Source organism: Atlantibacter subterraneus, assembly GCF_007570865.1.
GTDB classification, from domain to species: Bacteria; Pseudomonadota; Gammaproteobacteria; order Enterobacterales; family Enterobacteriaceae; genus Atlantibacter; species Atlantibacter subterraneus.
Map to the genome: position 1 here is coordinate 87939 of NZ_VLPS01000004.1, position 25845 is coordinate 113783.

Below are 25845 nucleotides of genomic sequence, written 5' to 3' on the forward strand. Positions count from 1 at the left end.
CCCGCTGAAATTTTCGCCGTTATGCCCGATTTGGGATGTATCGGCCCTTCCCGCGCCTTGCTGTTAAGCTCCGGCATGAGTTAGCCAAAATAACTATATATTGTGCAGTTGAAACCAAAACGATCTACATCTAGTATTCAATACATCAACCACCCCTATGACACTGCCCGTAAAACACCACGCAGCGTCATTCTAGATGGAAATACGAATCATGCGCATTACTATTTACACTCGTAACGACTGTGTTCAGTGCCATGCAACTAAGCGGGCAATTGAAAGCCGGGGCCTTGAGTTTGACCTGGTGAATCTGGATACCCAGCCGGAAGCCATTGAAGAACTGCGCGCGCAGGGCTTTCGCCAGCTGCCGGTGGTGATCGCCGACGCGCTGAGCTGGTCCGGCTTTCGTCCGGACATGATTAATCGGCTGCGTCCGGCGCAGCAGGCGGCGAACGCATGAGCCAGCTGGTCTACTTTTCCAGCCGCTCCGAAAATACCCACCGCTTTATTGAGCGCCTGGGATTGCCGGCGCTGCGTATCGCCATCGATGGCGAAGCGCGTTTAAAAGTAGACCAGCCCTACATCCTGGTAGTGCCAAGCTACGGCGGCGGCGAAACCAAAGGCGCGGTGCCGCGCCAGGTTATCCAGTTTCTTAACGATGAACAGAACCGCGCGCTGCTGCGCGGCGTGATCGCGGCGGGCAATCGCAACTTCGGCGAGGCGTTCTGCCGGGCCGGTGACGTCATTGCTCAAAAATGCCAGGTGCCCTGCCTCTACCGCTTCGAACTCATGGGCACGATGCGCGACATCGAAAATGTGCGTAAGGGAGTAAACGAATTTTGGCAACGATAGAAAACTCACCGGCGATTTCCGGCACGCCGGATTACCATGCGCTGAACGCCATGCTGAATCTGTACGATGCGCAGGGCCGCATTCAGTTTGATAAAGACAAACAGGCGGTGGCGTCGTTTATGGCGCATCATGTGCTGCCCAAGAGCGTGGAATTTTCCAGCCAGCAGGCGCGTCTGCGCTGGCTGGTCGAGGAGAATTACTACGATCCGGCGGTGTTAACGCGCTACCGCGAAGATTTTGTCATCCAGCTTTTCGCCCATGCCCACAGCGCTGGTTTCCAGTTCCAGACTTTCCTCGGCGCATGGAAGTTTTATACCAGCTATACGCTGAAAACCTTCGACGGCAAGCGCTACCTTGAGCACTTCCCGGATCGCGCCTGCATGGTGGCGTTAACCCTGGCCCAGGGCGATGAAAGCCTCGCTACCGCCATGCTGGATGAGATACTCAGCGGGCGCTTCCAGCCTGCGACGCCCACCTTTCTTAACTGCGGCAAACAGCAGCGCGGCGAACTGGTTTCCTGCTTCCTGTTACGTATCGAAGACAATATGGAGTCCATTGGTCGGGCGGTGAACTCCGCGCTGCAGCTGTCAAAGCGCGGCGGCGGCGTGGCCTTTTTGCTGTCGAATTTGCGCGAGGCCGGTGCGCCGATTAAGCGCATCGAGAACCAGTCATCCGGCGTGATCCCGGTAATGAAAATGCTTGAAGACGCATTTTCTTACGCCAATCAGTTGGGGGCGCGTCAGGGTGCGGGGGCGGTATATCTGCACGCCCATCATCCGGATATTCTGCGTTTTCTGGATACCAAACGGGAAAACGCCGACGAAAAAATTCGTATTAAAACGCTCTCACTGGGCGTGGTGATCCCCGATATCACCTTCCAGCTCGCTAAACAGAACGCGCAGATGGCGCTGTTCTCGCCTTATGACGTGGAGCGTCTGTACGGCAAAGCCTTTGGGGATATCAGCATCAGCGCCATGTACGACACGCTGGTCGCCGATGACCGGGTGCGTAAAAGCTGGATCAACGCGCGAGATTTCTTCCAGACCCTGGCGGAAATCCAGTTTGAATCGGGTTATCCGTATTTAATGTTTGAAGACACGGTCAACCGCGCCAACCCGATCGCCGGGCACATCAATATGAGCAATCTGTGCTCGGAGATTTTGCAGGTCAATAGCCCGTCGCAGTATGACGAAAACCTTGATTACGCCACGGTGGGGAAAGACATCTCCTGCAATCTCGGCTCGCTGAACATCGCCCACGCGATGGACGCGCCGGATTTTGGCCGTACCGTAGAAATGGCAGTTCGGGCACTGACGGCGGTTTCTGATATGAGCCAGATCCGCAGCGTGCCTTCCGTTGAGGCGGGCAACCATGCCTCTCACGCCATCGGTCTGGGGCAGATGAACCTGCATGGCTATCTGGCGCGGGAAGGCATCGCCTACGGTTCGCCGGAAGGGCTGGATTTCACCAATATCTACTTCTACACCGTCACCTGGCATGCGCTGCATACCTCGATGCGGCTGGCGAAAGAGCGCAACACGCGCTTTGCCGGATTCGAACAGTCGCGCTACGCCAGCGGAGAATATTTTACTCAATACCTGGCCCAGCAGTGGCAGCCCAAAACCGCGACAGTCGCCCGGCTGTTTGCGCAGGCAGGTATTACCCTCCCCACACGGGAGATGTGGGAAAAATTGCGTGACGACGTAATGCGTTACGGTATCTACAACCAGAATTTACAGGCCATCCCACCGACCGGGTCGATCTCGTATATTAACCACGCCACATCGAGTATTCACCCGATCGTATCGCGCATTGAAATCCGCAAAGAGGGCAAAACGGGCCGGGTTTATTACCCCGCGCCGTTTATGACCAATGACAACGTGGCGCTGTATCAGGACGCCTACGACATCGGGCCGGAAAAAATTATTGATACCTATGCCGAAGCCACGCGCCATGTCGATCAGGGGCTGTCGCTGACGCTGTTTTTCCCGGATACCGCCACCACCCGCGATATTAACAAGGCGCAAATCTACGCCTGGAAAAAAGGCATCAAAACGCTGTATTACATCCGCCTGCGCCAGCTGGCGCTTGAAGGCACCGAAATTGAGGGATGCGTCTCCTGCGCATTATAACGCCATGACATTAAACCGAATCAGCGCCATTAACTGGAACAAAATCCAGGACGATAAGGATCTCGAAGTCTGGAACCGGCTTACCAGCAACTTCTGGTTGCCGGAGAAAGTGCCGCTCTCCAACGATATTCCGGCGTGGCAGTCGCTTACCCCGCAGGAGCAGCAGCTGACGATCCGCGTGTTTACCGGCCTGACGCTGTTGGATACGGTGCAAAACAGCGTCGGCGCGCCCGCGCTGATGCCCGACGCCCTGACGCCCCATGAAGAGGCGGTGCTGTCGAACATCTGCTTTATGGAAGCGGTGCACGCCCGCTCGTACAGTTCGATTTTTTCAACGTTGTGCCAGACCAAAGACGTTGATGCCGCCTACGCCTGGAGTGAGAACAACGCGCCGCTACAGCGTAAAGCCCAGCTGATCCTCGCGCACTATCGCAGCGATTGCCCGCTGAAGAAAAAAATCGCCAGCGTATTTCTGGAGTCGTTTCTGTTCTACTCCGGTTTTTACCTGCCGATGTACTGGTCGAGCCGGGGCAAACTGACCAACACCGCCGATTTAATCCGCCTGATCATCCGCGACGAAGCGGTACACGGCTATTACATCGGCTACAAATATCAGCAGGGATTAGCGACGCTGGACGTCGCGAAACGCGAATCGTTAAAGCACTTCGCACTGGATTTGATGATGGATCTGTATGAAAACGAAACGGTTTACACCAACGAACTGTACGGCGACGTGGGCTGGGTGGACGACGTCAACGCCTTCCTGTGCTACAACGCCAACAAGGCGTTAATGAACCTCGGTTACGAAGCGCTGTTCCCACCAGAAATGGCCGAGGTAAACCCGGCGATCCTCGCCGCGCTGTCGCCTAACGCCGATGAAAACCACGACTTTTTCTCCGGCTCCGGCTCGTCCTATGTGATGGGCAAAGCGGTGGAAACCGAAGACGACGACTGGGATTTTTGACAATTTTATGACGCACTGAAACGCACGCAAATTATTTTTCATTTCGCGTGCGCTTCCTGTTCTGATTACCCGCGCATTATCGCCGACATTCAGGAATAACCCCTGGGGCATTATTGATAAATAAGCCTGCCGAAAGCGTCGCTTTGACCGGCAAATTCGTTAGCGAAATCAAAAAATATTCATTTTTTTCGATTCCCGCTCAGCCCTTATATCATGGGAAATTCACGCCATTCGCTTGCTGTTATTGGCCTCCCATGCGGGATCGCAAGGGTTGCCTCAGATTGAGAGTGTGTTAGGGTAATGTCCGTTCAATATTTCCTGCAGGAATGAAACCGATATCGATAAATAACAGGACCACGACCATTGCATGGCAATTAAATTAGAAATTAAGAATCTGTATAAAATATTTGGAGAAAATCCACAGCGCGCCTTTAAATATATTGATAAAGGCCTTTCGAAAGAAGAAATACTGGAAAAGACCGGGCTTTCACTTGGCGTTATCAACGCCAGTCTGGCCATTGAAGAAGGCGAGATTTTCGTCATCATGGGGTTATCCGGCTCAGGAAAATCAACCATGGTTCGCCTTCTCAATCGCCTGATTGAACCCACCCGGGGGCAGGTGCTGATTGACGGCGAAGACATCGCCAAAATATCAGACGCGAAGCTCTCTGAGGTGCGCAAAAAGAAAATTGCGATGGTCTTCCAGTCATTTGCGCTGATGCCTCATATGACGGTATTAAATAATGCCGCCTTTGGTATGGAATTAGCGGGCGTAGGCTTACAGGAGCGCCAGGAAAAAGCGCTGGAAGCGTTACGTCAGGTTGGGCTGGAGAATTACGCTCACGCTTATCCGGATGAATTATCCGGCGGGATGCGTCAACGCGTCGGATTAGCCCGTGCGCTGGCGATTAACCCGGACATCCTGTTAATGGACGAAGCCTTCTCGGCGCTCGACCCCTTAATTCGCAGCGAAATGCAGGATGAGCTGATTAAGCTTCAGTCCCGACATCAGCGCACCATTGTGTTTATTTCTCACGATCTCGATGAAGCCATGCGAATTGGCGACCGAATTGCGATTATGCAAAACGGCGAGGTGGTGCAAATCGGCACGCCGGACGAAATTCTCAATAATCCGGCCAATGATTATGTGCGCACCTTCTTCCGGGGCGTGGATATTAGCCAGGTGTTTAGCGCCAAAGATATCGCCCGCCGGACCCCGGTGGGGTTGATTCGTAAAACGCCGGGCTTCGGCCCGCGCTCGGCGCTGAAACTGCTCCAGGATGAGGATCGCGAGTTCGGCTATGTGCTGGAGCGCGGCCAGAAATTCGTTGGCATTGTCTCTATCGATTCCCTGAAAACCGCGCTGGCTGCGGGCGCTGGCCTCGACAACGCGCTGCTGGAAAGCCCTGCCGCCGTCGACGCCCAGACGCCGCTCAGCGAACTGCTGTCCGTGGTCGGCCAGGCACCCTGTGCGGTGCCGGTGGTCGGCGAAGAGGGGCAGTACGTGGGCATCATCTCGAAAGGGGTGCTGTTGCAGGCATTAGATCGTGAGGGGGCAACCAATGAGTAACGAAACCAATCCGTGGGATACCGGCAGCCAGGCTGCCGACAGCGCGTCCAGTGCCGCCGATGCATGGGGAACGCCTGCCGCCACACCGCAGGACGCCCCCGCTGCCGACTGGCTAACCAGCGCACCGGCACCCGCGCCGGAGCACTTCAACATTCTCGATCCGTTCCATAAAACGCTGATCCCGCTCGACAGTTGGGTGACGCAGGGGATCGACTGGGTGGTGATGCATTTCCGCCCGGTGTTCCAGGGCATTCGCGTGCCGGTGGATTATATTCTTGGCGCATTCCAGCAACTGCTGCTGGGAATGCCTGCGCCGGTGGCGATTATTCTGTTTGCGCTGATTGCCTGGCAGATTTCCAGCCTCGGCATGGGCGTCGCCACGCTGATCTCACTGATCGCCATCGGCGCGATTGGCGCATGGTCACAGGCGATGATCACCCTGGCGCTGGTTTTAACCGCCCTGCTGTTCTGTATCGTCATCGGCCTGCCGATGGGGATCTGGCTGGCGCGCAGTCCAGGTGCCGCGAAAGTGATCCGCCCGCTGCTGGATGCGATGCAGACCACGCCGGCATTCGTCTATCTGGTGCCGATTGTGATGCTGTTTGGTATCGGCAACGTGCCGGGCGTGGTGGTAACGATTATCTTTGCCCTGCCGCCGGTGGTGCGTCTGACCATTCTGGGCATCAACCAGGTGCCAGCCGATTTGATCGAGGCGTCGCGTTCGTTCGGGGCCAGCCCGCGTCAGATGCTGTTTAAAGTGCAGCTGCCGCTGGCGATGCCGACCATCATGGCGGGCGTGAACCAGACGCTGATGCTGGCGCTCTCGATGGTGGTGATCGCCTCAATGATCGCCGTGGGCGGCCTCGGTCAGATGGTACTGCGCGGCATTGGCCGCCTGGATATGGGCCTCGCCACCGTGGGCGGCGTGGGGATCGTGATCCTCGCGATTATCCTTGACCGTCTGACTCAGGCGATGGGCCGCGACGCCCGTTCGCGTGGCAACCGCCGCTGGTATGCCACCGGGCCGATTGGCCTGCTGATCCGTCCTTTCTCGAAATAACCGCAAGTACCTCCGGGGCAGCACGCATTCGCCGCCCCGCTTCCCTTCTTTACTCAAAAAAAGGAACAACGATGCGACACAGCCTGATTTTAGCCACAGCCATTGCCACCCTTGTTTCCGCGCCCTCTTTTGCCGCCGATCTGCCGGGTAAAGGCATTACCGTTCAGCCGGTACAGAGCACCATTTCTGAAGAGTCATTCCAGACGCTGCTGGTGAGCCGCGCGCTGGAGAAGCTCGGCTACACTGTTAATAAAACCAGTGAAGTCGATTACAACGTTGGCTATACCTCCATTGCTTCCGGCGATGCGACATTTACCGCCGTGAACTGGCAGCCGCTGCATGACGATATGTACAAAGCCGCTGGCGGCGACAACAAATTTTACCGCGAAGGCGTACTGGTTACCGGCGCAGCGCAGGGTTATCTGATCGACAAGAAAACCGCCGAACAGTACAAGATAACCCGTATCGATCAGCTTAAAGATCCGAAAATCGCCAAACTGTTCGATGGCAACGGTGACGGCAAAGCCGACATGATGGGCTGCTCGCCGGGCTGGGGCTGTGAAGCGGTGATTAATCACCAGAACAAAGCCTTCGAGCTGGAAAATACCGTGACCGTTAATCACGGCAACTACGCCGCAATGATGGCCGACACCATCGCCCGTTATAAAGAAGGCAAACCGGTGCTTTACTACACCTGGACGCCGTACTGGGTGAGCGACGTGCTGAAGCCGGGTAAAGACGTGGTATGGCTACAGGTGCCGTTCTCTTCCCTGCCGGGCGAGCAGAAAGATATCGACACCAAACTGCCGAACGGCGCGAACTACGGTTTCCCGGTAAACACCATGCACATCGTGGCGAACAAAGCCTGGGCCGAGAAAAACCCGGCGGCGGCCAAACTGTTCTCCCTGATGAAACTGCCGATTGCCGACATCAACGCCCAGAACGCCATGATGCACGACGGCAAAGCCTCTGAAGCCGATATCCAGGGCCACGTCGACGGCTGGATCAAAGCCCACCAGCAGCAATTTGACGGCTGGATCAACGAAGCATTAAAAGCGCAGAAGTAACTTTCAAAGAAATTATCCGCACTAAAGCCAAAGCCAGTGGGTTTTGGTCCGGCATCAAAATCGCCGAGGCGCAATTGACGAGCCAGGTCAGGCCCGCAGGGATGCGGGCCTGAGGGCGAGAAAGGCAGGATGCCGTATCTTGCCCGACCTGAAGCGAGGAGATGGAGCCGAGGGCAGCGGCAAAGCCGCCGATTTTGCTGGCCGGGAGCGGGGATTGCAAAGGGGGATGCGGAATCCCCCTTTGCCCGTTCGCCGATGACCATGCCGCATAAATCCCCAAACGCTTAGCGAACGGAACATTCCACCCCTCTCAAAAAATCTTAAAGCCCCCCTTCCCCCCACCGCACATTCCGACACTCAACAATTTAATAACATCCATCAATGATGCGTTATCATGCCCGCCTGGCAAGAATGTATGAATCTGAAACCTAATAATGACAAAAACACCCCAAGGGCTTAGCCCGGCGCTGATCGCGCTGATGTCCCTCGCTACCGGCCTCGCGGTAGCCAGCAACTACTATGCGCAACCGCTGTTAGACACCATCGCCACCGCGTTTGACCTGTCGGTCAACCAGGCGGGATTTATCGTGACCGCCGCCCAGCTCGGCTATGCCGCAGGCTTGCTGTTCCTGGTCCCGCTCGGCGATATGTTTGAACGGCGCGCTCTGATTGTGTCGATGACGCTGCTGGCGGCAGGCGGAATGCTGATCACCGCCAGCAGTCACAGCCTGTGGATGATGATTCTCGGCACCGCGCTCACCGGGCTGTTTTCGGTGGTGGCGCAAATTCTGGTGCCGCTGGCGGCGACGCTCGCCAGCCCGGATAAACGCGGCAAAGTGGTCGGCACCATCATGAGCGGCCTGCTGCTGGGGATTTTGCTGGCGCGTACCGTGGCCGGGCTGCTGGCCAGTCTCGGCGGCTGGCGCACCGTTTACTGGGTGGCGTCGGTGCTGATGGCGCTGATGGCGATAGCCCTGTGGCGCGGCCTGCCGGTGGCGAAATCCCAGACCCACCTGAATTACCCGCAGCTGCTGCGTTCGGTATTCACACTGTTTATTCACGATAAACTGCTGCGCACCCGCGCCGCGCTCGGCTGCCTGACCTTCGCCAACTTCAGCATTCTCTGGACCTCAATGGCGTTTCTGCTGGCCGCGCCGCCGTTTAATTTCTCCGAAGGCACTATCGGCCTGTTTGGCCTGGCGGGTGCCGCAGGCGCGTTGGGCGCACGCCCGGCGGGGGGCCTGGCAGATAAAGGCAAATCGCATCTCACTACCACGGCCGGGCTGGTGCTGCTCTTGCTGTCGTGGGTTGCCATCGCCCTTGGCCAGGCGTCGGTGCTGGCGCTGATTATCGGTATTCTGGTGCTCGACCTGACGGTACAGGGCGTGCATATTACCAACCAGAGCGTGATTTATCGCATTCACCCGGATGCCCGTAACCGTCTGACCGCAGGCTATATGACCAGCTATTTTATCGGCGGCGCGGCGGGATCGTTGATTTCCGCTTCCGCCTATCAACATGCTGGCTGGAGTGGAGTGTGTATCGCGGGCGCGACGGTGGCGCTGGTGAATTTGCTGGTGTGGTGGAGAGGCTACCACCGCCATAACGGTCAGGAATAAAATCGGGCGGCCAGGCTTATCCAATTGTGCTTAAGGGTGTTATGACGGTTAAGTCTCTGTTAAGGTTATCGGGAACTATTCATCCCTGTGATTTTACCGTTGATAACTAATTAACTATAAATATGGACAGTCCTGCCGCCGTCACCGATAGTCACCCCAGCAATGAAGCCTCATTGTGGGAAGGCGTGAAAGATAGCCTGCCGATCGTTATCAGCTACCTGCCGGTGGCATTCGCGTTTGGAATGAATGCCACCCGTCTTGGATTTACCCCTCTCGAAAGCGCTTTTTTCTCCTGCATCATTTACGCCGGTGCCAGCCAGTTCGTGATTACCGCGATGCTCGCCGCGGGTAGTTCACTGTGGATAGCCGCGCTCACCGTGATGGCGATGGACGTGCGCCATGTGCTGTACGGCCCTTCCCTGCGCAGCCGCATTCTCCGCCAGCTTGAAAAACCGAAAACCGCGCTGTGGGCGTTTGGGCTGACCGATGAAGTGTTTGCTGCCGCTACCGCGAAACTGGTGCGCGATAACCGCCGCTGGACCGAAAACTGGATGATCGGCATCGCCTTCTGTTCCTGGCTCTCCTGGGTCACGGGAACGCTAGTGGGCGCTTACTCTGGTAACGGTCTGCTGGAGGGTTACCCGGCCATTGAAGCGGCGATGAGCTTTATGCTGCCCGCGCTGTTTATGAGTTTCCTGCTGGTATCGTTCCAGCGCGCCCAGTCGCTGAGCGTCGCGGCCTCGTTGACCGGCGCGGTGCTGGGGGTGACGCTGTTTTCCATCCCGGTAGCGATTCTGGCGGGCATTGTCTGCGGCTGCCTGGTGGCGGTGATTGAGCACATCCGGAGGGGCCGCGATGCGCACTGACGTCCTGCTGCTCGGTCTGCTGGTTGGCCTGGTTAACTATCTGTTCCGCTATCTGCCGCTGCGGGTACGCGCGGGAAGCGTGCGCCCGGCAAAGCGCGGCGCAACCGGCGTGCTGCTTGATACCATCGGCATCGCCTCGATTTGCGCACTGCTGGTGGTCTCCAGCGTGCCGGAAATTGTCCATGACACCCGCCGCCTGCTGCCAACGCTAATCGGCTTTGCGGTGCTGGGCATCAGTTTTTACAAAACTCGCAGCATCATTATTCCGACGCTGTTGAGTGCGCTGGGCTATGGAATAGCCTGGAAATTGTTGACGGTAATATAGCGTTCTCCTATTCGTGAAAATAAATAATACATTTACATTATTTGTTACCGTCGTTACTATATCGACTGCAATTAATGAGGTCATACCTGATGGATAGTTCGTTTACGCCCATTGAGCAAATGCTTAAATTCCGCGCCAGTCGCTACGAGGATTTCCCGTACCAGGAAATTCTGCTGACTCGCCTGTGCATGCATATGCAGGGCAAGCTGCTGGAAAACCGCAATAAGATGCTGAAAGCGCAAGGCATTAACGAGACCCTGTTTATGGCGTTGATTACCCTTGAGTCTCAGGAAAATCACAGTATTCAGCCAAGCGAATTGAGCTGCGCGCTGGGGTCATCGCGCACCAACGCCACGCGCATTGCCGATGAACTGGAAAAGCGCGGCTGGATTGAACGCCGTGAAAGCGATAACGATCGCCGTTGCCTGCACTTGCAGTTAACCGAGAAAGGCCAGGAGTTCCTGCGCCAGGTGTTGCCGCCGCAGCATAACTGCCTGCAGCATTTGTGGTCGTCTCTGGACGTTGCAGAGAAAGAGCAGCTGGAAAATATTACCCGCAAGCTGCTGACCCGCCTGGACCAAATGGATGCCGATGACACCATCCTTGAGGCAACGCGTTAATACGCTAAGCCGCTCGTTTCGCAAACGCCCAATCGATACATCTAAGCTACAGTTAGAGGCCAGCAGTTCACTGCTGGCCTTTTCTGACAACAGGTCGGCTCAGCCGACGAGAAAATAAGAAGATCGTGGAGAAAAACATGAGCGCAAATGCGGAGAATTCGACCCCGCAGCAAGCGGTAAATAAGAAAGGCAAACGTAAAAGCCTGCTTATCTTATTGACGTTGCTCTTTATTATTCTGGCAGTGGCATATGGCATTTATTGGTTTTTAGTACTGCGTCATTACGAAGAAACCGACGATGCGTATGTGGCAGGGAATCAGGTACAGATCATGGCGCAGGTCTCTGGCAGCGTCACTAAAGTCTGGGCAGACAACACCGACTTCGTGAAACAGGGCGATGTGCTGGTGACGCTCGACCCGGTGGATGCGCAGCAGGCGTTTGAAAAAGCGCAGACCGAGCTGGCTTCCAGCGTGCGTCAAACCCATCAACTGATGATCAACAGCAAGCAGTACCAGGCCAATATCGAGGTGCAGAAAACCGCGCTGGCCCAGGCACAAAGCGACTTAAACCGTCGTATTCCGTTGGGTAGCGCCAATTTGATTGGTCGCGAAGAGCTGCAACATGCCCGTGATGCAGTGACCAGCGCCCAGGCGCAGCTTGATGTGGCGATTCAACAGTACAACGCTAACCAGGCGATGGTACTGGGAACCAAACTGGAAGAGCAGCCGGCGGTAAAACAGGCGGCGACCGAGGTGCGTAACGCCTGGCTGGCGCTGGAACGGACCAAAATCGTCAGCCCGATTACCGGCTATGTTTCGCGCCGCGCGGTGCAGCCGGGTGCGCAAATCAGCCCGACCACGCCGTTGATGGCGGTGGTGCCCGCTTCCAATCTGTGGGTGGACGCTAACTTTAAAGAAACCCAACTGGCGCATATGCGCATCGGCCAGGCGGCTACCGTGGTGAGCGATATCTACGGCGACGACGTGAAGTACACCGGTAAAGTGGTCGGTCTGGATATGGGCACCGGCAGCGCGTTCTCGCTGCTGCCCGCACAAAACGCCACCGGCAACTGGATCAAAGTGGTTCAGCGTTTACCGGTGCGCATTGAGATCGACGCCAAACAGCTGGAGCAGCATCCGCTGCGTATCGGCCTTTCCACTCTGGTGGAAGTGGATACCAGCAACCGCGACGGCCAGGTGCTGGCAAGCCAAACCCGTTCAGAACCCGTCTATCAAAGCAACGCCCGTGAGATTAGCCTTGAGCCCGTTAATACGCTTATCAACGATATCGTGCGGGCCAACGCGAATTGAGTGGCGGAGGGGTTATGCAACAACGTAAACCGCTGGAAGGCGCGCAGCTGGTCATCATGACCATTGCGCTGTCGCTGGCGACTTTTATGCAGGTGCTGGACTCCACCATCGCGAACGTGGCGATCCCCACCATCGCCGGTAACCTTGGCTCATCGCTGAGCCAGGGGACCTGGGTGATTACCTCGTTTGGCGTGGCGAATGCGATCTCGATTCCCATCACCGGCTGGCTGGCCCGACGCGTCGGGGAAGTGAAGCTGTTCCTGTGGTCGACCATTCTGTTTGTGATCGCCTCCTGGGCGTGCGGCGTGTCGTCCAGCCTGAATATGCTGATTTTCTTCCGCGTGATCCAGGGGATCGTCGCCGGGCCGCTGATCCCGCTCTCCCAGAGCCTGTTGCTGAACAACTATCCGCCCGCTAAACGCAGTATTGCGCTGGCGCTGTGGTCGATGACGGTGATTGTCGCGCCGATCTGCGGCCCGATCCTCGGCGGTTGGATCAGCGATAACTATCACTGGGGCTGGATTTTCTTTATCAACGTGCCGATTGGCGCGCTGGTGGTGCTGCTGACCCTGCAAACCCTGCGCAACCGTGAAACCCGCACCGAACAGCGGCGCATCGACGCCGTGGGCTTAGGGCTGCTGGTGATCGGTATCGGCAGTTTGCAGGTGATGCTCGACCGGGGGAAAGAGCTCGACTGGTTCAGCTCCAATGAAATCGTCATTCTGACCATTGTCGCGGTGGTGTCGCTCAGTTTCCTGATTGTCTGGGAGCTGACGGACGATAACCCGATAGTCGATCTCTCGTTGTTTAAATCGCGCAACTTTACCATCGGCTGTTTGTGTATCAGCCTGGCGTACATGCTTTACTTCGGGGCTATCGTTCTGCTGCCGCAGCTGCTTCAGGAGGTATACGGCTACACCGCAACCTGGGCGGGTCTGGCATCCGCACCGGTGGGGGTGATACCGGTGCTGCTGTCGCCGATTATCGGGCGGTTCGCCCACCGGCTGGATATGCGCCGCCTGGTAACGTTCAGCTTCATTATGTATGCGGTCTGTTTCTACTGGCGTGCCTACACCTTCGAACCGGGAATGGATTTCGGCGCGTCGGCCTGGCCGCAGTTTATTCAGGGCTTCGCGGTGGCGTGTTTCTTTATGCCACTGACCACCATTACCCTCTCCGGCCTGCCGCCGGAGCGCCTGGCGGCCGCATCAAGTCTGTCGAACTTTATGCGTACCCTGGCGGGCTCTATCGGGACATCTATCACCACCACGCTGTGGACCAACCGTGAGTCGCTGCATCACGCCCAGCTTACCGAGTCGGTCAACCCGTACAATCCGAACGCCCAGGAGATGTATAACCAGCTTCAGGGCCTGGGGATGAGCCGCGAGCAGGCGTCGGGCTATCTGGCGCAGCAGATCACCAACCAGGGGCTGATTATCTCGGCAAACGAGATTTTCTGGGTCTCTGCGGCGGTGTTCCTGGTGCTGCTGGGGCTGGTGTGGTTTGCCAAACCGCCTTTCGGGGCGGGCGGCGGAGGCGGTGGCGCGCATTAGCGCCCTGTTGATAAGCCAAAAAAAAGCGCCAGCGTTGAAGCTGGCGCTTTTCTATTGAACCGACAACTAGATGTGCAGTTCTTTCAGCGTTTCTTTCGGCAGAGCCAGTTCGTCATTGCTGTTCACGCCTACGCCGCGCTCAACGATGTGACGTGCGATTTCCTGCGCTTCTTCCAGAGAGTGCATGTGGTAAGTGCCGCACTGGTAAACGTTCAGTTCCGGGATCTGGTTCTGCTCTTTCACCTTCAGCACGTCTTCCATCGCCGCTTTCCAGGCATCGGCCACGCGCTGTTCCTGCGGCTCGCCAATCAGGCTCATGTAAAAACCGGTGCGGCAGCCCATCGGTGAAATATCAATGATTTCCACACCGTTGCCGTTCAGGTGATCGCGCATAAAGCCCGCGAACAGGTGCTCCAGGGTGTGAATGCCTTTCTCCGGCATCACTTCCTGGTTAGGTACGCAAAAGCGCAGGTCGAATACGGTGATAGTGTCGCCGTGCGGAGTGTGCATGGTTTTGGCTACACGCACCGCCGGCGCCTGCATACGGGTATGGTCAACGGTAAAGCTATCCAGTAATGGCATCGGGTCACCTCCAGGCAGTGATATTTTTTAAATTAAAATGAACTATTGGTTTCCAGGCGAGTCTGAATAAGTGAAAGACGCGCATTTGTTATCATCATCCCTGTCTTCAGAGATGAAATTTTTGGCCACACAAGGTGTGGCCTTTTTCTTTTCTTAGCCTTGCTTCGCCAGAAAATCTTCAAACGATTCCGTATCTGCCGCTTCAATAGCGCGCTGGCGCTCCCAGGATTCCGCCTGCTCTTTGGCAAAATCGGCTTCACTCAGCACTTCCAGCGGCTCTTCACGCAACTGCGCGCGATACTGCTCCGCCAGCGCCCGACCGGTGCCGCCAATCCCTTTTTCAATCATCGAACTCAGGATACGCGCCGAGTAGGTTAATTCAGGATTATCAAAACAGGCGACCAGCTGTTGGCAAACGTCCTGATACTGACGGTTGCCCGCAATGCTGTCGAGGGTATGGGCCACGGTCATCAAATCGCGGAACAGATCTTTACCCACTTTTTCAAGCGGATGCTGCGCCGTTTCGCAGCCCATGCCCAGGGTTAAGCCCGGTTTACGGCCTTCGAGGATCACGCGGTTCCAGTTTTTACGGGTGCAAAGCAGTTCATCGCTGCTCATTTCCGGCGCATCCGCCAACACGCACCAGATCATAAACAGATCCAGGAAACGCACCTGCTGCTCGTCCACGCCCGTCGCCGAGAACGGGTTGATATCCAGCGAACGCACTTCGATATACTCAATGCCGCCGCGCATCAGCGCATCCGACGGCGATTCGCCTTTGCGGGTCACGCGTTTCGGGCGGATCGGCGCGTACAGCTCGTTTTCAATCTGCAGAATATTGGTATTAATTTGCAGATGTTTATCGCCATCCTTCAGGCCGATTTTCGCGTACTCTTCCGACGGCGTTTTAATCGCGCGCTTCAATCCTGCCACATAGGTGTCGAGATCGTTAAACGTAATCCCGAGATTGCTTTGCGATTTATTGGTATAACCCAGATCGCTCAGGCGCAGCGAGGTGGCATACGGCAGGTAGTACATGCCGCAGTCGGTTTTCTCAAACGGCAACGTGGTCGGTTTGCCCTGCAGGAAAGAGGCGCAAATCGCCGGGGATGCGCCGAACAGATACGGGATCACCCAGCCGAAGCGGTAATAGTTGCGGATCAGGCGGAAATAGCCGGCAGAAATTTCGGCTTTGCCGCTTTCGCTGTCTTTCACACCACACTTCGCCTGCCAGAATGCCAGCGGCAGCGAGAAGTTGTAATGTACGCCGGAGATGGTCTGCATCAGCGCGCCATAGCGATTTCTCAGCCCTTCGCGGTACAGCGTTTTCAGGCGGCCAATATTAGAGCTGCCGTACTGCGCCAGTTCGATATTCTGGCCGTCTTCGATATAGCACGGCATGCTGAGCGGCCACATGCGCTCATCGCCCAGCTCGCGCGCCACGTGACGATGGATATCACGCAGCACCGCCAGCATATGGTCGATGTCGTCATCAACCGGAGTAATAAACTCCAGCAGCGCTTCCGCAAAATCGGTGGTGATCCACTGATGGGTCAGCGTTGAGCCCAGCGTCTCCGGATGCCCGGTTTGGGCCAGATGCCCCTCTGGCGTCACGCGTAGTGTTTCGCGCTCCAGCCCACGACGAATGCCCTGTAGCACATCAGGATGATTTTCCAGCCAGGCCAGCGCCTGTGATACGTCCGGGATCAAATTGACCTCCCGCCTGTCGAATTCATTTTTATTAAGCATAATTGTAATGGTTGACGATTAAAGGTCACTCAAACAATCCAATTAGTGCCACCACGCCATCCCCTGGAGCGTTGCCAGTGCCACAATGATGTAGCGCAGCGCTTTACCCAGGCATAAAAAAAATACCACCGGACCCCACGATAAACGCAGCCATCCGGCAAGCAGGCACAACAAATCGCCTATAACAGGCATCCAGCTAAGTAATAGCGCAACTGGACCAAAACGTTGAAGCCAGTAAACCGCTTTTTCCTGCCAGCGCGACGTTTCGCGTAACGGAAAAAACCGCCCAAGAATAACGTTAGTCAGCCCTCCAAGGCTATTACCTATTGTTGCTATTAAAACCAATACCCACGGCTCGCCTTTCCCGGCCAGCAACAACGCGATCAATACCGCTTCGGAACTGCCGGGTAATAAAGTAGCGCTCAAAAAACTGCTGGAAAACAGCGAGAACAGTGACAGCGCGTCACTCACAGTAAGCGAACGTCCACAGCATCCATCCCTGCCAGCCGCGCAGCCTGAATGCCAAAATCGGCATCTTCAAACACCACGCATTTTTCAGGTGCCACGCCCATCAGCGCTGCGCAACGCAGAAACGTGTCCGGCGCTGGTTTGTGATGCTGTACGTGATCGGCGGCGACAACCGCCTGGAAATAGTGACGCAGGCCTAAATGCGCTAATAGCGCCTCGGCAATGGCGCTTTCGCTGCCGGTGCCGACCGCCATAGGACGACGGCCATGCCACTCTTTGACGACGTCGATTAACGGCAGCGGGCGCACGGTATCCAGCAGCATGGCTTTTACCGCCAGCGTTTTTTCGCGCGCCAGTTCATGCGGATCGAGCGTTGCGCCGTTCAGGGTGATAACCGCTTCAGCAATGCGCCAGGTGGGGGAACCGTTGAGCGCAACCATCGCTTCGAGGTCAAACTGCATCCCGTAACGGCCTAATACCTCACTCCACGCTTTACGGTGAGTGGGTTCGGTATCCAGGATGGTGCCATCCATATCGAAAATGAGTCCGTCGTAACGATGATACATTTAGCCCCCAAAGCTGATTACAGGTGCGTTACTTTAGCGTAAACAAGGGTAAATGTCGCTGACTGAACTGGGGGTAAGGTTTGGGCGATGAAGGATTGAGCAAAAAAGTGTTTGATAAGGAGAGAATGGTGCATCCGGGAGGATTCGAACCTCCGACCGCTCGGTTCGTAGCCGAGTACTCTATCCAGCTGAGCTACGGATGCATCGGGGATACTGCTTGTAATCGCTGAGCTGTCTTCACTGACACGTCAGGGAGAAAATGGTGCATCCGGGAGGATTCGAACCTCCGACCGCTCGGTTCGTAGCCGAGTACTCTATCCAGCTGAGCTACGGATGCATCGGGGATACTGCTTATAACCGCTGAGCTGTCTTCACTGACACATCAGGGAGAATAATGGTGCATCCGGGAGGATTCGAACCTCCGACCGCTCGGTTCGTAGCCGAGTACTCTATCCAGCTGAGCTACGGATGCATCGGGATTACTGCTGTACTACTGAATCAATGTCACTCATCATGCCGCAACACTGATGAAGATGGTGCATCCGGGAGGATTCGAACCTCCGACCGCTCGGTTCGTAGCCGAGTACTCTATCCAGCTGAGCTACGGATGCAAATGGCGGTGAGGCGGGGATTCGAACCCCGGATGCAGCTTTTGACCGCATACTCCCTTAGCAGGGGAGCGCCTTCAGCCTCTCGGCCACCTCACCACACGCCTCTTGCGAGTGCTCCGAAGAACTTGTTTCTGCTCATCGGCGCTGCGTGGCGCACATATTACTTTCTGGGACTTATAAGTCAAACACTTTTTCCCGACTCTGTTTCGTTTGCACAATTCACGCGCAATTCGTCTGCTTTGCCAACAAAAAGGGCGTTTAATCAACACGAAACCGCAGAGAAACTGGGTATAAGCGTAGCACGATAATCAAAGCAAAAATGGAAAGTCAGAGCAGGGAAAGGCAAGAAAAGAGGAGTTGCGTCTCGCCATACAGCGAGACGCGATAACTTTAGAAACTGGACTGTTGCGATTTTTCAGCCTGGATACGCTGGTAGATCTCTTCACGGTGTACGGAAACTTCTTTGGGGGCGTTTACGCCAATGCGTACCTGGTTACCCTTTACCCCAAGAACCGTTACAGTCACCTCATCACCAATCATGAGGGTCTCACCAACTCGACGAGTCAGAATCAGCATTCTTTGCTCCTTGAAAGATTAAAAGAGTCGGGTCTCTCTGTATCCCGGCATTATCCATCATATAACGCCAAAAAGTAAGCGATGACAAACACATAAAGTGTAAGCAGTCACGGCATCACATTCTGTTAAACCTAAGTTTAGCCGATCCAGAAATTTTCAACCCGACTTTATCGTTATATACCCGTTCACATCCATGCTACAGAAAGTCCTACAACCCGTTACATCTTATCGCAAACATCCTCTTTGCGACGGACTCACGAGACCTGCCAGCTCACTGACACACGAGAAATAAGGGGTAATGTGGGTAGAGTGAGAAAGGCGCCATAACAACGGATTGTTATAGCGCCTTCGCCTATACCTGATTCATTATGAAAGTCGCGATGCGACCCAGTTTTCTACGCTGGAAAGGGCTGCCGGCAACGCCTGGGCATCCGTACCACCGGCTTGCGCCATGTCCGGACGTCCACCGCCTTTACCCCCGACCTGCGAAGCTACCATCCCGATCAGTTCGCCTGCTTTCACGCGGTCGGTCAAATCTTTCGAGACCCCCGCAATCAGAGAAACCTTAGCATCGGCAACGGTCGCCAGTACGATAACTGTGGAGCCCAGTTGATTTTTCAGGTCATCAACCATCGTACGCAGCATTTTCGGTTCAACACCGGTCAGTTCGCTCACCAGCAGTTTTACACCATTGAGATCAACGGCTTTGCTGCTGAGGTTCGCGCTTTCCTGAACGGCCTGCTGCTCTTTGAGCTGCTGCAGTTCTTTTTCAAGCTGGCGCGTACGCTCAATCACCGCACGAACTTTCTCGTTCAGGTTCTGACTGTCGCCTTTGAGTAACTGTGCGATATCGTGCAGCTGATCGTTCTGCGCGTGAACCTGCGCCAGCGCGCCTTCGCCTGTGACCGCTTCAATACGGCGCACACCCGCCGCGGTGCCAGATTCAGCAACAATGCGGAACAGACCGATATCACCGGTACGATCGGCATGGATACCGCCGCACAGTTCGGTGGAGAAATCGCCCATGCTCAGCACGCGCACGCGTTCGTCATATTTCTCGCCGAACAGCGCCATTGCGCCTTTCGCTTTGGCAGCTTCCAGATCCATCACCTGAGTTTCAATCGGCAGATTGCGACGGATTTGCGCATTCACCAAATCTTCCACCGCGCGGATCTCTTCCGGCTTCATGGCTTCGAAATGGGAGAAGTCAAAACGCAGGCCTTTATCGTTAACCAGCGAGCCTTTCTGCGCAACGTGGGTGCCCAGCACCTGACGCAGCGCCGCATGCATTAAGTGGGTAGCGGAGTGATTCAGGCGGATGCGCGCACGACGCGCTTCGTCTACCTGCGCTTTCACGCCCTCGCCCACTTTCAATGCGCCGCTGGTCAGTTTGCCGATATGGCCAATCGCCTGGCCATACTTCTGGGTATCTTCCACAGAGAAGGCAAAACCATTGCCCAGCAGCTCGCCGCGATCGCCAACCTGGCCGCCGGACTCCGCATAGAACGGGGTTTCGTTGAGGATCACCACCGCCTGCTCGCCCGCAGCAATTTGCTCAACGGCTTTGCCGTCAACAAACAGCGCAGTCACCTTACCGGTCAGCTCGACATGGTCGTAGCCTTTAAACTCAGATGCGCCTTCAACGCGGATCATAGCGTTGTAGTCAGCGCCAAAACCGCTGGATTCACGCGCGCGACGACGCTGCGCTTCCATGGCGGCTTCAAAGCCCGCTTCGTCGACTTTAATGTTACGCTCACGGCAGACGTCAGCGGTTAAATCCACCGGGAAGCCGTAAGTGTCGTACAGGCGGAACGCGGTTTCACCGTCCAGCGTGTCGCCGGAGAGTTTCGCCAGTTCTTCATCCAGCAGCGCCAGGCCACGCTCAAGCGTACGGGCAAACTGCTCTTCTTCAGTTTTCAGAATTTGCTCAACCTGAGCCTGCTGGCGTTTGAGATCTTCACCGGCTGGCCCCATCACGCTAATCAGCGGGCCAACCAGTTTGTAGAAGAAGGTGTCCTTCGCGCCAAGCATGTTACCGTGACGGATTGCGCGACGAATGATGCGGCGCAGTACATAGCCACGGTTTTCATTGGACGGGATAACCCCATCGGCAATCAGGAATGCACAGGAACGGATGTGGTCAGCGATAACGCGCAGGGATTTGTTGCTCAAATCGGTCGCGCCGGTTTCTTTCGCCACCGCCTGAATCAGATCGCGGAACAGGTCAATTTCATAGTTGGAGTTAACGTGTTGCAGCACCGCCGCAATACGCTCCAGACCCATACCGGTATCAACGGAAGGTTTCGGCAGCGGTTCCATAGTGCCGTCAGCCTGACGGTTGAACTGCATGAACACGATATTCCAGATTTCGATATAGCGATCGCCGTCTTCTTCCGGGCTTCCCGGAGGGCCACCCCAGATATGGTCGCCATGGTCGAAGAAAATTTCGGTGCACGGGCCGCATGGGCCGGTATCGCCCATCTGCCAGAAGTTATCAGAAGCGTAAGCCGCGCCTTTGTTATCGCCGATACGAATAATGCGTTCGCGCGGGATACCCACTTCTTTTTCCCAGATTTCGTACGCTTCGTCGTCGGTCTCGTAAACGGTGACCCATAAACGATCTTTAGGCAGGTTAAACCACTGCTCGCCGGTCAATAACTCCCAGGCGTACTGGATAGCATCATGTTTGAAATAGTCACCGAAGCTGAAGTTGCCCAGCATTTCGAAGAAGGTGTGGTGACGAGCGGTGTAACCGACGTTTTCCAGATCGTTGTGTTTACCACCCGCACGCACACAGCGCTGCGCGGTCGTTGCGCGGGAATAATTACGCTTATCGAGACCAAGGAAAACATCCTTGAACTGGTTCATCCCGGCGTTGGTAAACAGCAGTGTGGGATCGTTATTAGGGACCAGAGAGCTGCTGGCAACTACCTGATGTCCTTTACTGTGGAAAAAATCGAGAAACGCCTGACGGATCTCAGCGGTGCTCTTGCTCATAATTATCCTGAAATCAAGCTAACGAATTGTCGTAAGCCGGACATGATAAACCGACTGGTGAATCTCTGTCCGCCCTGACGGGAAAAAAGTGGGAATAAGATAAGTTTTCTGAGGAGGGAAGTAAAATCCAGTATGCGCTCAATCGGCAAAATTTCGGTATATCTCCTGGATATCCTCCATCAGGAAGCCTCTGTACAGTAAAAATCGCTGCACTTTTACCTTCTCAGGCCAGGTACGCGGCAGCGGTTCGCCAAATTTGCGCACCGCGATATCCCAGGTAATTTGCTGCCAGTCGACGTCACTTGCCCGAAACGCGGCGTCGCAGTGTTCGCGGCTCAGCCCTTTTTGCTGTAACTCCTGGCGGATACGCTGTGGGCCGTAGCCTTTGCGCGCCCGGCTTGCGATATAACGACCGGCGAAGTTAGCGTCATCAAGCCAGTTATGCTCATAGCACCAGCGAATCACGTTTTCGACGTCTTCGGGGGAGACAGGCTCGACCTGATCCTGGGGGGATTTCATCATAAATGGCGCAGCCAGCTTGTGGCGCAGCTCCTGCTCGCTGTGATCGCGCATGGCAAGTAAACGGGTCGCCCGGTCGCATAAACGTGCATATACCGAGCGGCGGGGAGAACGTTCAGTCATAGTTACTCAGGCGTCAGTAATGAAAAAGGGCTGCCTGGGCAGCCCTGTGTATCAGAAGTCTTCGTTAGTTTCTGACTCGTCTTTTTCATACTCTTCAGTAGAGAAAGCCGGTTTGTCATCCTGATTATGCAGCAATTGCTCACGCAGCTTTTTCTCAATTTCCTGCGCGATAGCGGTGTTTTCCTTCAGGAAGTTGGTCGCGTTCGCTTTACCCTGGCCTACTTTCTCGCCATTGTAGCTGTACCACGCACCCGCTTTTTCAATCAGCTTGTGCTTCACGCCCAGGTCAACCAGCTCGCCGTAGAAGTTGATGCCTTCGCCGTAGAGGATCTGGAATTCAGCCTGTTTAAACGGCGCGGCAATTTTGTTCTTCACGACTTTCACGCGGGTTTCGCTACCCACCACTTCGTCGCCCTCTTTCACGGCGCCAATACGACGGATATCAAGACGAACGGAAGCGTAGAACTTCAGGGCGTTACCACCGGTGGTAGTTTCCGGGTTACCGAACATCACACCAATCTTCATACGAATCTGGTTGATGAAGATCAGCAGCGTGTTGGACTGCTTCAGGTTACCCGCCAGCTTACGCATTGCCTGGCTCATCATACGTGCCGCAAGGCCCATGTGAGAGTCACCGATTTCACCTTCGATTTCCGCTTTCGGCGTCAGCGCCGCAACGGAGTCGACGATGATGACGTCAACCGCACCAGAACGCGCCAGGGCGTCACAGATTTCCAGCGCCTGTTCACCGGTATCCGGCTGAGAACACAGCAGGTTGTCGATATCAACGCCCAGCTTACGTGCATAGACCGGGTCCAGCGCATGTTCAGCATCGATAAAGGCACAGGTTTTCCCTTCGCGCTGTGCTGCGGCGACAACCTGCAGCGTCAGCGTGGTTTTACCGGAAGATTCCGGCCCATAAATCTCAACGATACGGCCCATCGGCAGACCGCCCGCGCCGAGCGCGATATCCAGGGAAAGTGAACCCGTTGAAATGGTCTCCACATCCATGGAACGGTCTTCACCCAGACGCATGATGGAGCCTTTACCAAATTGCTTTTCAATTTGGCCCAGAGCTGCCGCTAACGCCTTCTGTTTGTTTTCGTCGATAGCCATTTTTACTCCTGTCATGCAAGGTGAAGCACCATCGCCCACGTTGCCGCTATGAATTCGATGAAGCAATTATACTGTATAGTCATACAGTATCAAGCCTTTTGTAGAAAATGTTGCCAGAGCGTTTTTAACGCATAAACCGTGGCCTGACGCCGCACCGCATCGCGATCTCCGCTGAAGCATTCATGACGCGTGAGGGTTTCACCGTGGCGGCTGGCGAACCCAAACCACACCGTGCCTACCGGCTTTTGTTCGCTGCCGCCGTCCGGCCCGGCAATACCGCTAATAGATACCGCATAGCTGGCATTGGCGGCGGCCAGCGCACCCTGCGCCATCTGGATCACCACCGGTTCGCTGACTGCGCCGTGCTGGTTAAGCGTGTCGGCGTCAACGCCGATCATCTGCGCTTTTGCTTCGTTACTGTAGGTGACAAAACCGCGCTCAAACCAGGCGGAGCTGCCCGCAATATCGGTAATCGCTTTTGCAACCCAGCCGCCTGTGCAGGATTCCGCGGTCGTCACCGTCGCACCCTGTTGCTTTAACGCCTCGCCCACTGACTTGCTCAGTTGCTTCAATTCATCGTCTGTCATCACGGCTCCAATTGTAGTGAGGGCAATGCGCTTAGCAACGCACATTGCCCTTTTTCAGCGATTACATTTTATCTTTACGAGACTGATTCCAGATTCTCGTTACTGGATTACTGGACGCGCGCTAACGACACCGCCTGGCCGAGCTGCCATACCGCCATGGCATAGTGCGTGCTGTGGTTATAGCGGGTAATCGTGTAGAAGTTCGGCAAGCCGTACCAGTACTGATAGCGCGTCCCGATATCCAGGCGCAGCAAACTGACCTGCGAATGATTACCCAGCGGCTGTTGCGGCGTTAAGCCTGCCGCCGCCAGCTGCGCCGGTGAATATTTGGTCTTAAAACCGTTCTCTAAACCAGGTGCTTCCCCATTGGCCTGTACGGCAACCGGCTCGCCTTTCTCCCAGCCATGCGCTTTGAAGTAATTCGCCACGCTGCCGATGGCGTCCACCGGATCCCAGAGATTAATATGGCCATCGCCATTAAAATCAACGGCATACTCTTTATATGAGGACGGCATAAACTGCCCGTAGCCCATCGCACCAGCAAACGAGCCTTTCAGCTCAAGCGGGTCGTCGCCTTCGTCACGCGACATCAGCAAAAAGGTTTCCAGCTCGCTGGAGAAATACTCGGCACGACGCGGATAGGCGAATGAGAGCGTCGCCAGCGCATCCAGAATGCGGGTCTTGCCCATCACACGTCCCCAGCGGGTTTCCACGCCAATAATGCCGACAATGATTTCCGGCGGCACGCCGTACACCATGAAGGCGCGATTTAGCGCGTCCTGATATTGATTCCAGAAAACAACACCGTTCTGGACGTTATCCGGCGTAATAAATTTATCCCGATAGCGCAGCCATGCCCCGTTAGGCCCGGTTGGCAGCAGCGTAGTCGGCGCTTGCCGGTCCATCAGGCGCAGCACATAGTCCAGGCGCTTAGCCTGAGACAGCACTTCATGAAGCTGTTGACGATTAAAACCGTGCTTGCTGACCATCATGTCGATGAATTTTTCAGCGTTGGGATTATTGGCGAAATCACCGCTGGAGAGATAAACATCATGCTGCGGTTGAAGTAAAAATCCGCCTTGCGGGGTACCCGCAGTCTGGGGGGCGGCAATTTCCGTGGTGGTTTTAGGTTTACTGCTGCATGCGGAAAGCAGTACCAGCAGAGGTAAAAGAGCAGCATAACGACGCTTAATCATGAGTTGTCCATAAAGCAAATCAAACGAGTGAATATCATGGTAGAACATTCAGCGCGGGAGGCGAAGCGCGGTAAGCCCTTATGGGAAATTATCGGAATCAAAGCGGCGGCTTGCCTTGTGCAAAACTTGACGAGAATCAAGTAAAGTTGATGTCATACAAAACCTTACACAACTTTGGGTGACGCGCTTTTGACTCTCCCCTAAGGGGAAGGTTTAGAGTCTGACCACAAATCGTACCCAAAGGAAATTATCATGCGTCGCACATTACTGCTTTCTTTACTCGGCATTGCTGTTTCCGGCTCCGCCATGGCGGCAACGTCGCAAACTGAATTTTTAGCGCAGTACGGCCTGGCGGGTAAAAACACCCAGCAAATCGTGGATGCTATCGACCAGAACCCGCAAGCGCGCCCACTGCCGTTTAGCGCGTCCATCACCAGCAGCGAATTAAAATTGTCCGATGGTAAACAGGCTTTCGCGTTCCCGTTAGCAGATAAATTCTACCTCTCCGTCGCGCCTTACGAGCATCAGACGCACCCATGCTTTAACCACAGTTTATCGGGCTGCCAGGGCGAAATGCCCAACACTACATTTGATGTCAAAGTCACCGACCTCAAAGGCAACGTGGTGCTGCAAAAAAGCGTGAAGAGCTATCAGAATGGTTTTGTTGGCCTGTGGCTACCGCGTGATATGCAAGGCACGCTGGATGTAAGCTATCAGGGGAAAACGGCTTCATCGCCAATCAGCACCAACAGCGACAGCCAGACCTGCCTGACCACAGTGAAACTGTAATCCAGCATCAAGAGATGATGCGCCCCGCCGC

The 25845-nt window shown here is 55.4% G+C and carries 24 protein-coding genes and 5 tRNA genes; 14 read left to right on the plus strand and 15 right to left on the minus strand.

Annotation, left to right across the window (positions count from 1 at the left end; all coding sequences use genetic code 11):
- The first annotated feature begins 211 nt into the window (after positions 1-211).
- From nrdH to emrB, 13 genes are all read left to right on the plus strand, one after another.
- Positions 212-457: a glutaredoxin-like protein NrdH gene (nrdH, locus tag FND52_RS09455; protein WP_125294858.1), complete on the plus strand. Its 246-nt coding sequence runs from the start codon at positions 212-214 to the stop codon at positions 455-457.
- Positions 454-849, plus strand: a complete 396-nt coding sequence (gene nrdI / locus FND52_RS09460; RefSeq protein ID WP_125294859.1) for a class Ib ribonucleoside-diphosphate reductase assembly flavoprotein NrdI — start codon at positions 454-456, stop codon at positions 847-849. The genes nrdH and nrdI overlap by 4 nt, the downstream gene beginning before the upstream one ends.
- Positions 837-2981 carry a class 1b ribonucleoside-diphosphate reductase subunit alpha gene (nrdE, locus tag FND52_RS09465; RefSeq protein ID WP_144130624.1) on the plus strand — a complete coding sequence of 715 codons (2145 nt, stop codon included), beginning with the start codon at positions 837-839 and terminating at the stop codon, positions 2979-2981. The genes nrdI and nrdE overlap by 13 nt, the downstream gene beginning before the upstream one ends.
- Before the next feature lie 4 nt (positions 2982-2985).
- On the plus strand, positions 2986-3945 hold the full coding sequence (gene nrdF / locus FND52_RS09470; RefSeq protein WP_144130625.1) for a class 1b ribonucleoside-diphosphate reductase subunit beta: 960 nt from the start codon (positions 2986-2988) through the stop codon (positions 3943-3945).
- A 367-nt stretch (positions 3946-4312) separates the two neighbouring features.
- On the plus strand, positions 4313-5515 hold the full coding sequence (gene proV / locus FND52_RS09475) for a glycine betaine/L-proline ABC transporter ATP-binding protein ProV (RefSeq protein ID WP_125294862.1): 1203 nt from the start codon (positions 4313-4315) through the stop codon (positions 5513-5515).
- Positions 5508-6575 carry a glycine betaine/L-proline ABC transporter permease ProW gene (proW, locus tag FND52_RS09480; protein WP_125294863.1) on the plus strand — a complete coding sequence of 356 codons (1068 nt, stop codon included), beginning with the start codon at positions 5508-5510 and terminating at the stop codon, positions 6573-6575. The genes proV and proW overlap by 8 nt, the downstream gene beginning before the upstream one ends.
- 71 nt (positions 6576-6646) lie before the next feature.
- Positions 6647-7642 carry a glycine betaine/L-proline ABC transporter substrate-binding protein ProX gene (gene proX, locus FND52_RS09485; RefSeq protein ID WP_125294864.1) on the plus strand — a complete coding sequence of 332 codons (996 nt, stop codon included), beginning with the start codon at positions 6647-6649 and terminating at the stop codon, positions 7640-7642.
- Between the two features lie 434 nt (positions 7643-8076).
- The gene (locus tag FND52_RS09490; RefSeq protein ID WP_125294865.1) at positions 8077-9261 is read left to right on the plus strand and encodes an MFS transporter; all 1185 of its coding nucleotides are present in this window, start codon (positions 8077-8079) and stop codon (positions 9259-9261) included.
- Positions 9262-9383: 122 nt separating this feature from the next.
- Positions 9384-10127 carry an AzlC family ABC transporter permease gene (locus FND52_RS09495; protein WP_144130626.1) on the plus strand — a complete coding sequence of 248 codons (744 nt, stop codon included), beginning with the start codon at positions 9384-9386 and terminating at the stop codon, positions 10125-10127.
- Positions 10117-10452 carry an L-valine transporter subunit YgaH gene (gene ygaH / locus FND52_RS09500; protein WP_125294867.1) on the plus strand — a complete coding sequence of 112 codons (336 nt, stop codon included), beginning with the start codon at positions 10117-10119 and terminating at the stop codon, positions 10450-10452. Before FND52_RS09495 ends, ygaH begins: the two co-directional genes overlap by 11 nt.
- A gap of 89 nt (positions 10453-10541) precedes the next feature.
- On the plus strand, positions 10542-11072 hold the full coding sequence (mprA, locus tag FND52_RS09505) for a transcriptional repressor MprA (RefSeq protein WP_125294868.1): 531 nt from the start codon (positions 10542-10544) through the stop codon (positions 11070-11072).
- A 137-nt stretch (positions 11073-11209) separates the two neighbouring features.
- A complete protein-coding gene (gene emrA, locus FND52_RS09510) occupies positions 11210-12382 on the plus strand; it encodes a multidrug efflux MFS transporter periplasmic adaptor subunit EmrA (RefSeq protein WP_144130627.1) in 1173 nt (390 codons plus the stop codon).
- A 14-nt stretch (positions 12383-12396) separates the two neighbouring features.
- On the plus strand, positions 12397-13935 hold the full coding sequence (emrB, locus tag FND52_RS09515) for a multidrug efflux MFS transporter permease subunit EmrB (protein WP_125294870.1): 1539 nt from the start codon (positions 12397-12399) through the stop codon (positions 13933-13935).
- A gap of 66 nt (positions 13936-14001) precedes the next feature.
- Here the strand turns inward: emrB and luxS are convergent, their stop codons facing one another.
- From luxS to mltB, 15 genes are all read right to left on the minus strand, one after another.
- Positions 14002-14517: an S-ribosylhomocysteine lyase gene (gene luxS / locus FND52_RS09520; RefSeq protein ID WP_125294871.1), complete on the minus strand. Its 516-nt coding sequence runs from the start codon at positions 14515-14517 to the stop codon at positions 14002-14004.
- Positions 14518-14670: 153 nt separating this feature from the next.
- Positions 14671-16227 carry a glutamate--cysteine ligase gene (gene gshA, locus FND52_RS09525; protein WP_125294872.1) on the minus strand — a complete coding sequence of 519 codons (1557 nt, stop codon included), beginning with the start codon at positions 16225-16227 and terminating at the stop codon, positions 14671-14673.
- 81 nt (positions 16228-16308) lie between these two features.
- Complete coding sequence (locus FND52_RS09530) at positions 16309-16737, minus strand: YqaA family protein (protein WP_144130628.1); 429 nt, start codon at positions 16735-16737, stop codon at positions 16309-16311.
- On the minus strand, positions 16734-17300 hold the full coding sequence (gene yqaB, locus FND52_RS09535) for a fructose-1-phosphate/6-phosphogluconate phosphatase (RefSeq protein ID WP_144130629.1): 567 nt from the start codon (positions 17298-17300) through the stop codon (positions 16734-16736). The genes FND52_RS09530 and yqaB overlap by 4 nt, the downstream gene beginning before the upstream one ends.
- Positions 17301-17426: 126 nt before the next feature.
- Positions 17427-17503 (minus strand) — tRNA-Arg (locus FND52_RS09540).
- A 57-nt stretch (positions 17504-17560) separates the two neighbouring features.
- Positions 17561-17637: transfer RNA gene (locus tag FND52_RS09545), tRNA-Arg, on the minus strand.
- Between the two features lie 58 nt (positions 17638-17695).
- A tRNA-Arg gene (locus FND52_RS09550) sits at positions 17696-17772 on the minus strand.
- Positions 17773-17834: 62 nt separating this feature from the next.
- Positions 17835-17911: transfer RNA gene (locus FND52_RS09555), tRNA-Arg, on the minus strand.
- Between the two features lie 3 nt (positions 17912-17914).
- Positions 17915-18007: transfer RNA gene (locus FND52_RS09560), tRNA-Ser, on the minus strand.
- Positions 18008-18301: 294 nt separating this feature from the next.
- Positions 18302-18487 carry a carbon storage regulator CsrA gene (csrA, locus tag FND52_RS09565; RefSeq protein WP_002434672.1) on the minus strand — a complete coding sequence of 62 codons (186 nt, stop codon included), beginning with the start codon at positions 18485-18487 and terminating at the stop codon, positions 18302-18304.
- Between the two features lie 366 nt (positions 18488-18853).
- Positions 18854-21484 (minus strand): alanine--tRNA ligase, encoded by a 2631-nt coding sequence (gene alaS, locus FND52_RS09570; RefSeq protein ID WP_144130630.1) that lies wholly within the window; start codon positions 21482-21484, stop codon positions 18854-18856.
- 138 nt (positions 21485-21622) lie between these two features.
- Positions 21623-22126 carry a regulatory protein RecX gene (locus tag FND52_RS09575; protein ID WP_144130631.1) on the minus strand — a complete coding sequence of 168 codons (504 nt, stop codon included), beginning with the start codon at positions 22124-22126 and terminating at the stop codon, positions 21623-21625.
- 51 nt (positions 22127-22177) lie between these two features.
- Entirely contained in the window at positions 22178-23242 is a 1065-nt protein-coding gene (recA, locus tag FND52_RS09580) for a recombinase RecA (RefSeq protein ID WP_125294877.1), read from the minus strand.
- Positions 23243-23331: 89 nt separating this feature from the next.
- On the minus strand, positions 23332-23829 hold the full coding sequence (gene pncC / locus FND52_RS09585; protein ID WP_125294878.1) for a nicotinamide-nucleotide amidase: 498 nt from the start codon (positions 23827-23829) through the stop codon (positions 23332-23334).
- Between the two features lie 107 nt (positions 23830-23936).
- Complete coding sequence (mltB, locus tag FND52_RS09590; protein WP_208737499.1) at positions 23937-25025, minus strand: lytic murein transglycosylase B; 1089 nt, start codon at positions 25023-25025, stop codon at positions 23937-23939.
- Positions 25026-25277: 252 nt separating this feature from the next.
- Here mltB and cueP point away from each other — a divergent pair, with 252 nt between their 5' ends.
- Positions 25278-25814 carry a copper-binding periplasmic metallochaperone CueP gene (cueP, locus tag FND52_RS09595; RefSeq protein WP_144130633.1) on the plus strand — a complete coding sequence of 179 codons (537 nt, stop codon included), beginning with the start codon at positions 25278-25280 and terminating at the stop codon, positions 25812-25814.
- The last annotated feature ends 31 nt before the right edge of the window (positions 25815-25845 follow it).

Excerpts from the sequence above, each read along its gene's own strand:
- ygaH (WP_125294867.1), top strand. The coding sequence starts at position 10,117 with ATGCGCACTGACGTCCTGCTGCTCGGTCTGCTGGTTGGCCTGGTTAAC.
- pncC (WP_125294878.1), bottom strand. The coding sequence starts at position 23,829 with ATGACAGACGATGAATTGAAGCAACTGAGCAAGTCAGTGGGCGAGGCG.
- FND52_RS09575 (WP_144130631.1), bottom strand. The coding sequence starts at position 22,126 with ATGACTGAACGTTCTCCCCGCCGCTCGGTATATGCACGTTTATGCGAC.
- nrdI (WP_125294859.1), top strand. The coding sequence starts at position 454 with ATGAGCCAGCTGGTCTACTTTTCCAGCCGCTCCGAAAATACCCACCGC.
- proW (WP_125294863.1), top strand. The coding sequence starts at position 5,508 with ATGAGTAACGAAACCAATCCGTGGGATACCGGCAGCCAGGCTGCCGAC.
- emrA (WP_144130627.1), top strand. The coding sequence starts at position 11,210 with ATGAGCGCAAATGCGGAGAATTCGACCCCGCAGCAAGCGGTAAATAAG.
- mprA (WP_125294868.1), top strand. The coding sequence starts at position 10,542 with ATGGATAGTTCGTTTACGCCCATTGAGCAAATGCTTAAATTCCGCGCC.
- yqaB (WP_144130629.1), bottom strand. The coding sequence starts at position 17,300 with ATGTATCATCGTTACGACGGACTCATTTTCGATATGGATGGCACCATC.
- mltB (WP_208737499.1), bottom strand. The coding sequence starts at position 25,025 with ATGATTAAGCGTCGTTATGCTGCTCTTTTACCTCTGCTGGTACTGCTT.
- proX (WP_125294864.1), top strand. The coding sequence starts at position 6,647 with ATGCGACACAGCCTGATTTTAGCCACAGCCATTGCCACCCTTGTTTCC.
- proV (WP_125294862.1), top strand. The coding sequence starts at position 4,313 with ATGGCAATTAAATTAGAAATTAAGAATCTGTATAAAATATTTGGAGAA.
- nrdF (WP_144130625.1), top strand. The coding sequence starts at position 2,986 with ATGACATTAAACCGAATCAGCGCCATTAACTGGAACAAAATCCAGGAC.
- luxS (WP_125294871.1), bottom strand. The coding sequence starts at position 14,517 with ATGCCATTACTGGATAGCTTTACCGTTGACCATACCCGTATGCAGGCG.
- emrB (WP_125294870.1), top strand. The coding sequence starts at position 12,397 with ATGCAACAACGTAAACCGCTGGAAGGCGCGCAGCTGGTCATCATGACC.
- csrA (WP_002434672.1), bottom strand. The coding sequence starts at position 18,487 with ATGCTGATTCTGACTCGTCGAGTTGGTGAGACCCTCATGATTGGTGAT.
- FND52_RS09495 (WP_144130626.1), top strand. The coding sequence starts at position 9,384 with ATGGACAGTCCTGCCGCCGTCACCGATAGTCACCCCAGCAATGAAGCC.
- cueP (WP_144130633.1), top strand. The coding sequence starts at position 25,278 with ATGCGTCGCACATTACTGCTTTCTTTACTCGGCATTGCTGTTTCCGGC.
- recA (WP_125294877.1), bottom strand. The coding sequence starts at position 23,242 with ATGGCTATCGACGAAAACAAACAGAAGGCGTTAGCGGCAGCTCTGGGC.
- FND52_RS09490 (WP_125294865.1), top strand. The coding sequence starts at position 8,077 with ATGACAAAAACACCCCAAGGGCTTAGCCCGGCGCTGATCGCGCTGATG.
- alaS (WP_144130630.1), bottom strand. The coding sequence starts at position 21,484 with ATGAGCAAGAGCACCGCTGAGATCCGTCAGGCGTTTCTCGATTTTTTC.
- nrdH (WP_125294858.1), top strand. The coding sequence starts at position 212 with ATGCGCATTACTATTTACACTCGTAACGACTGTGTTCAGTGCCATGCA.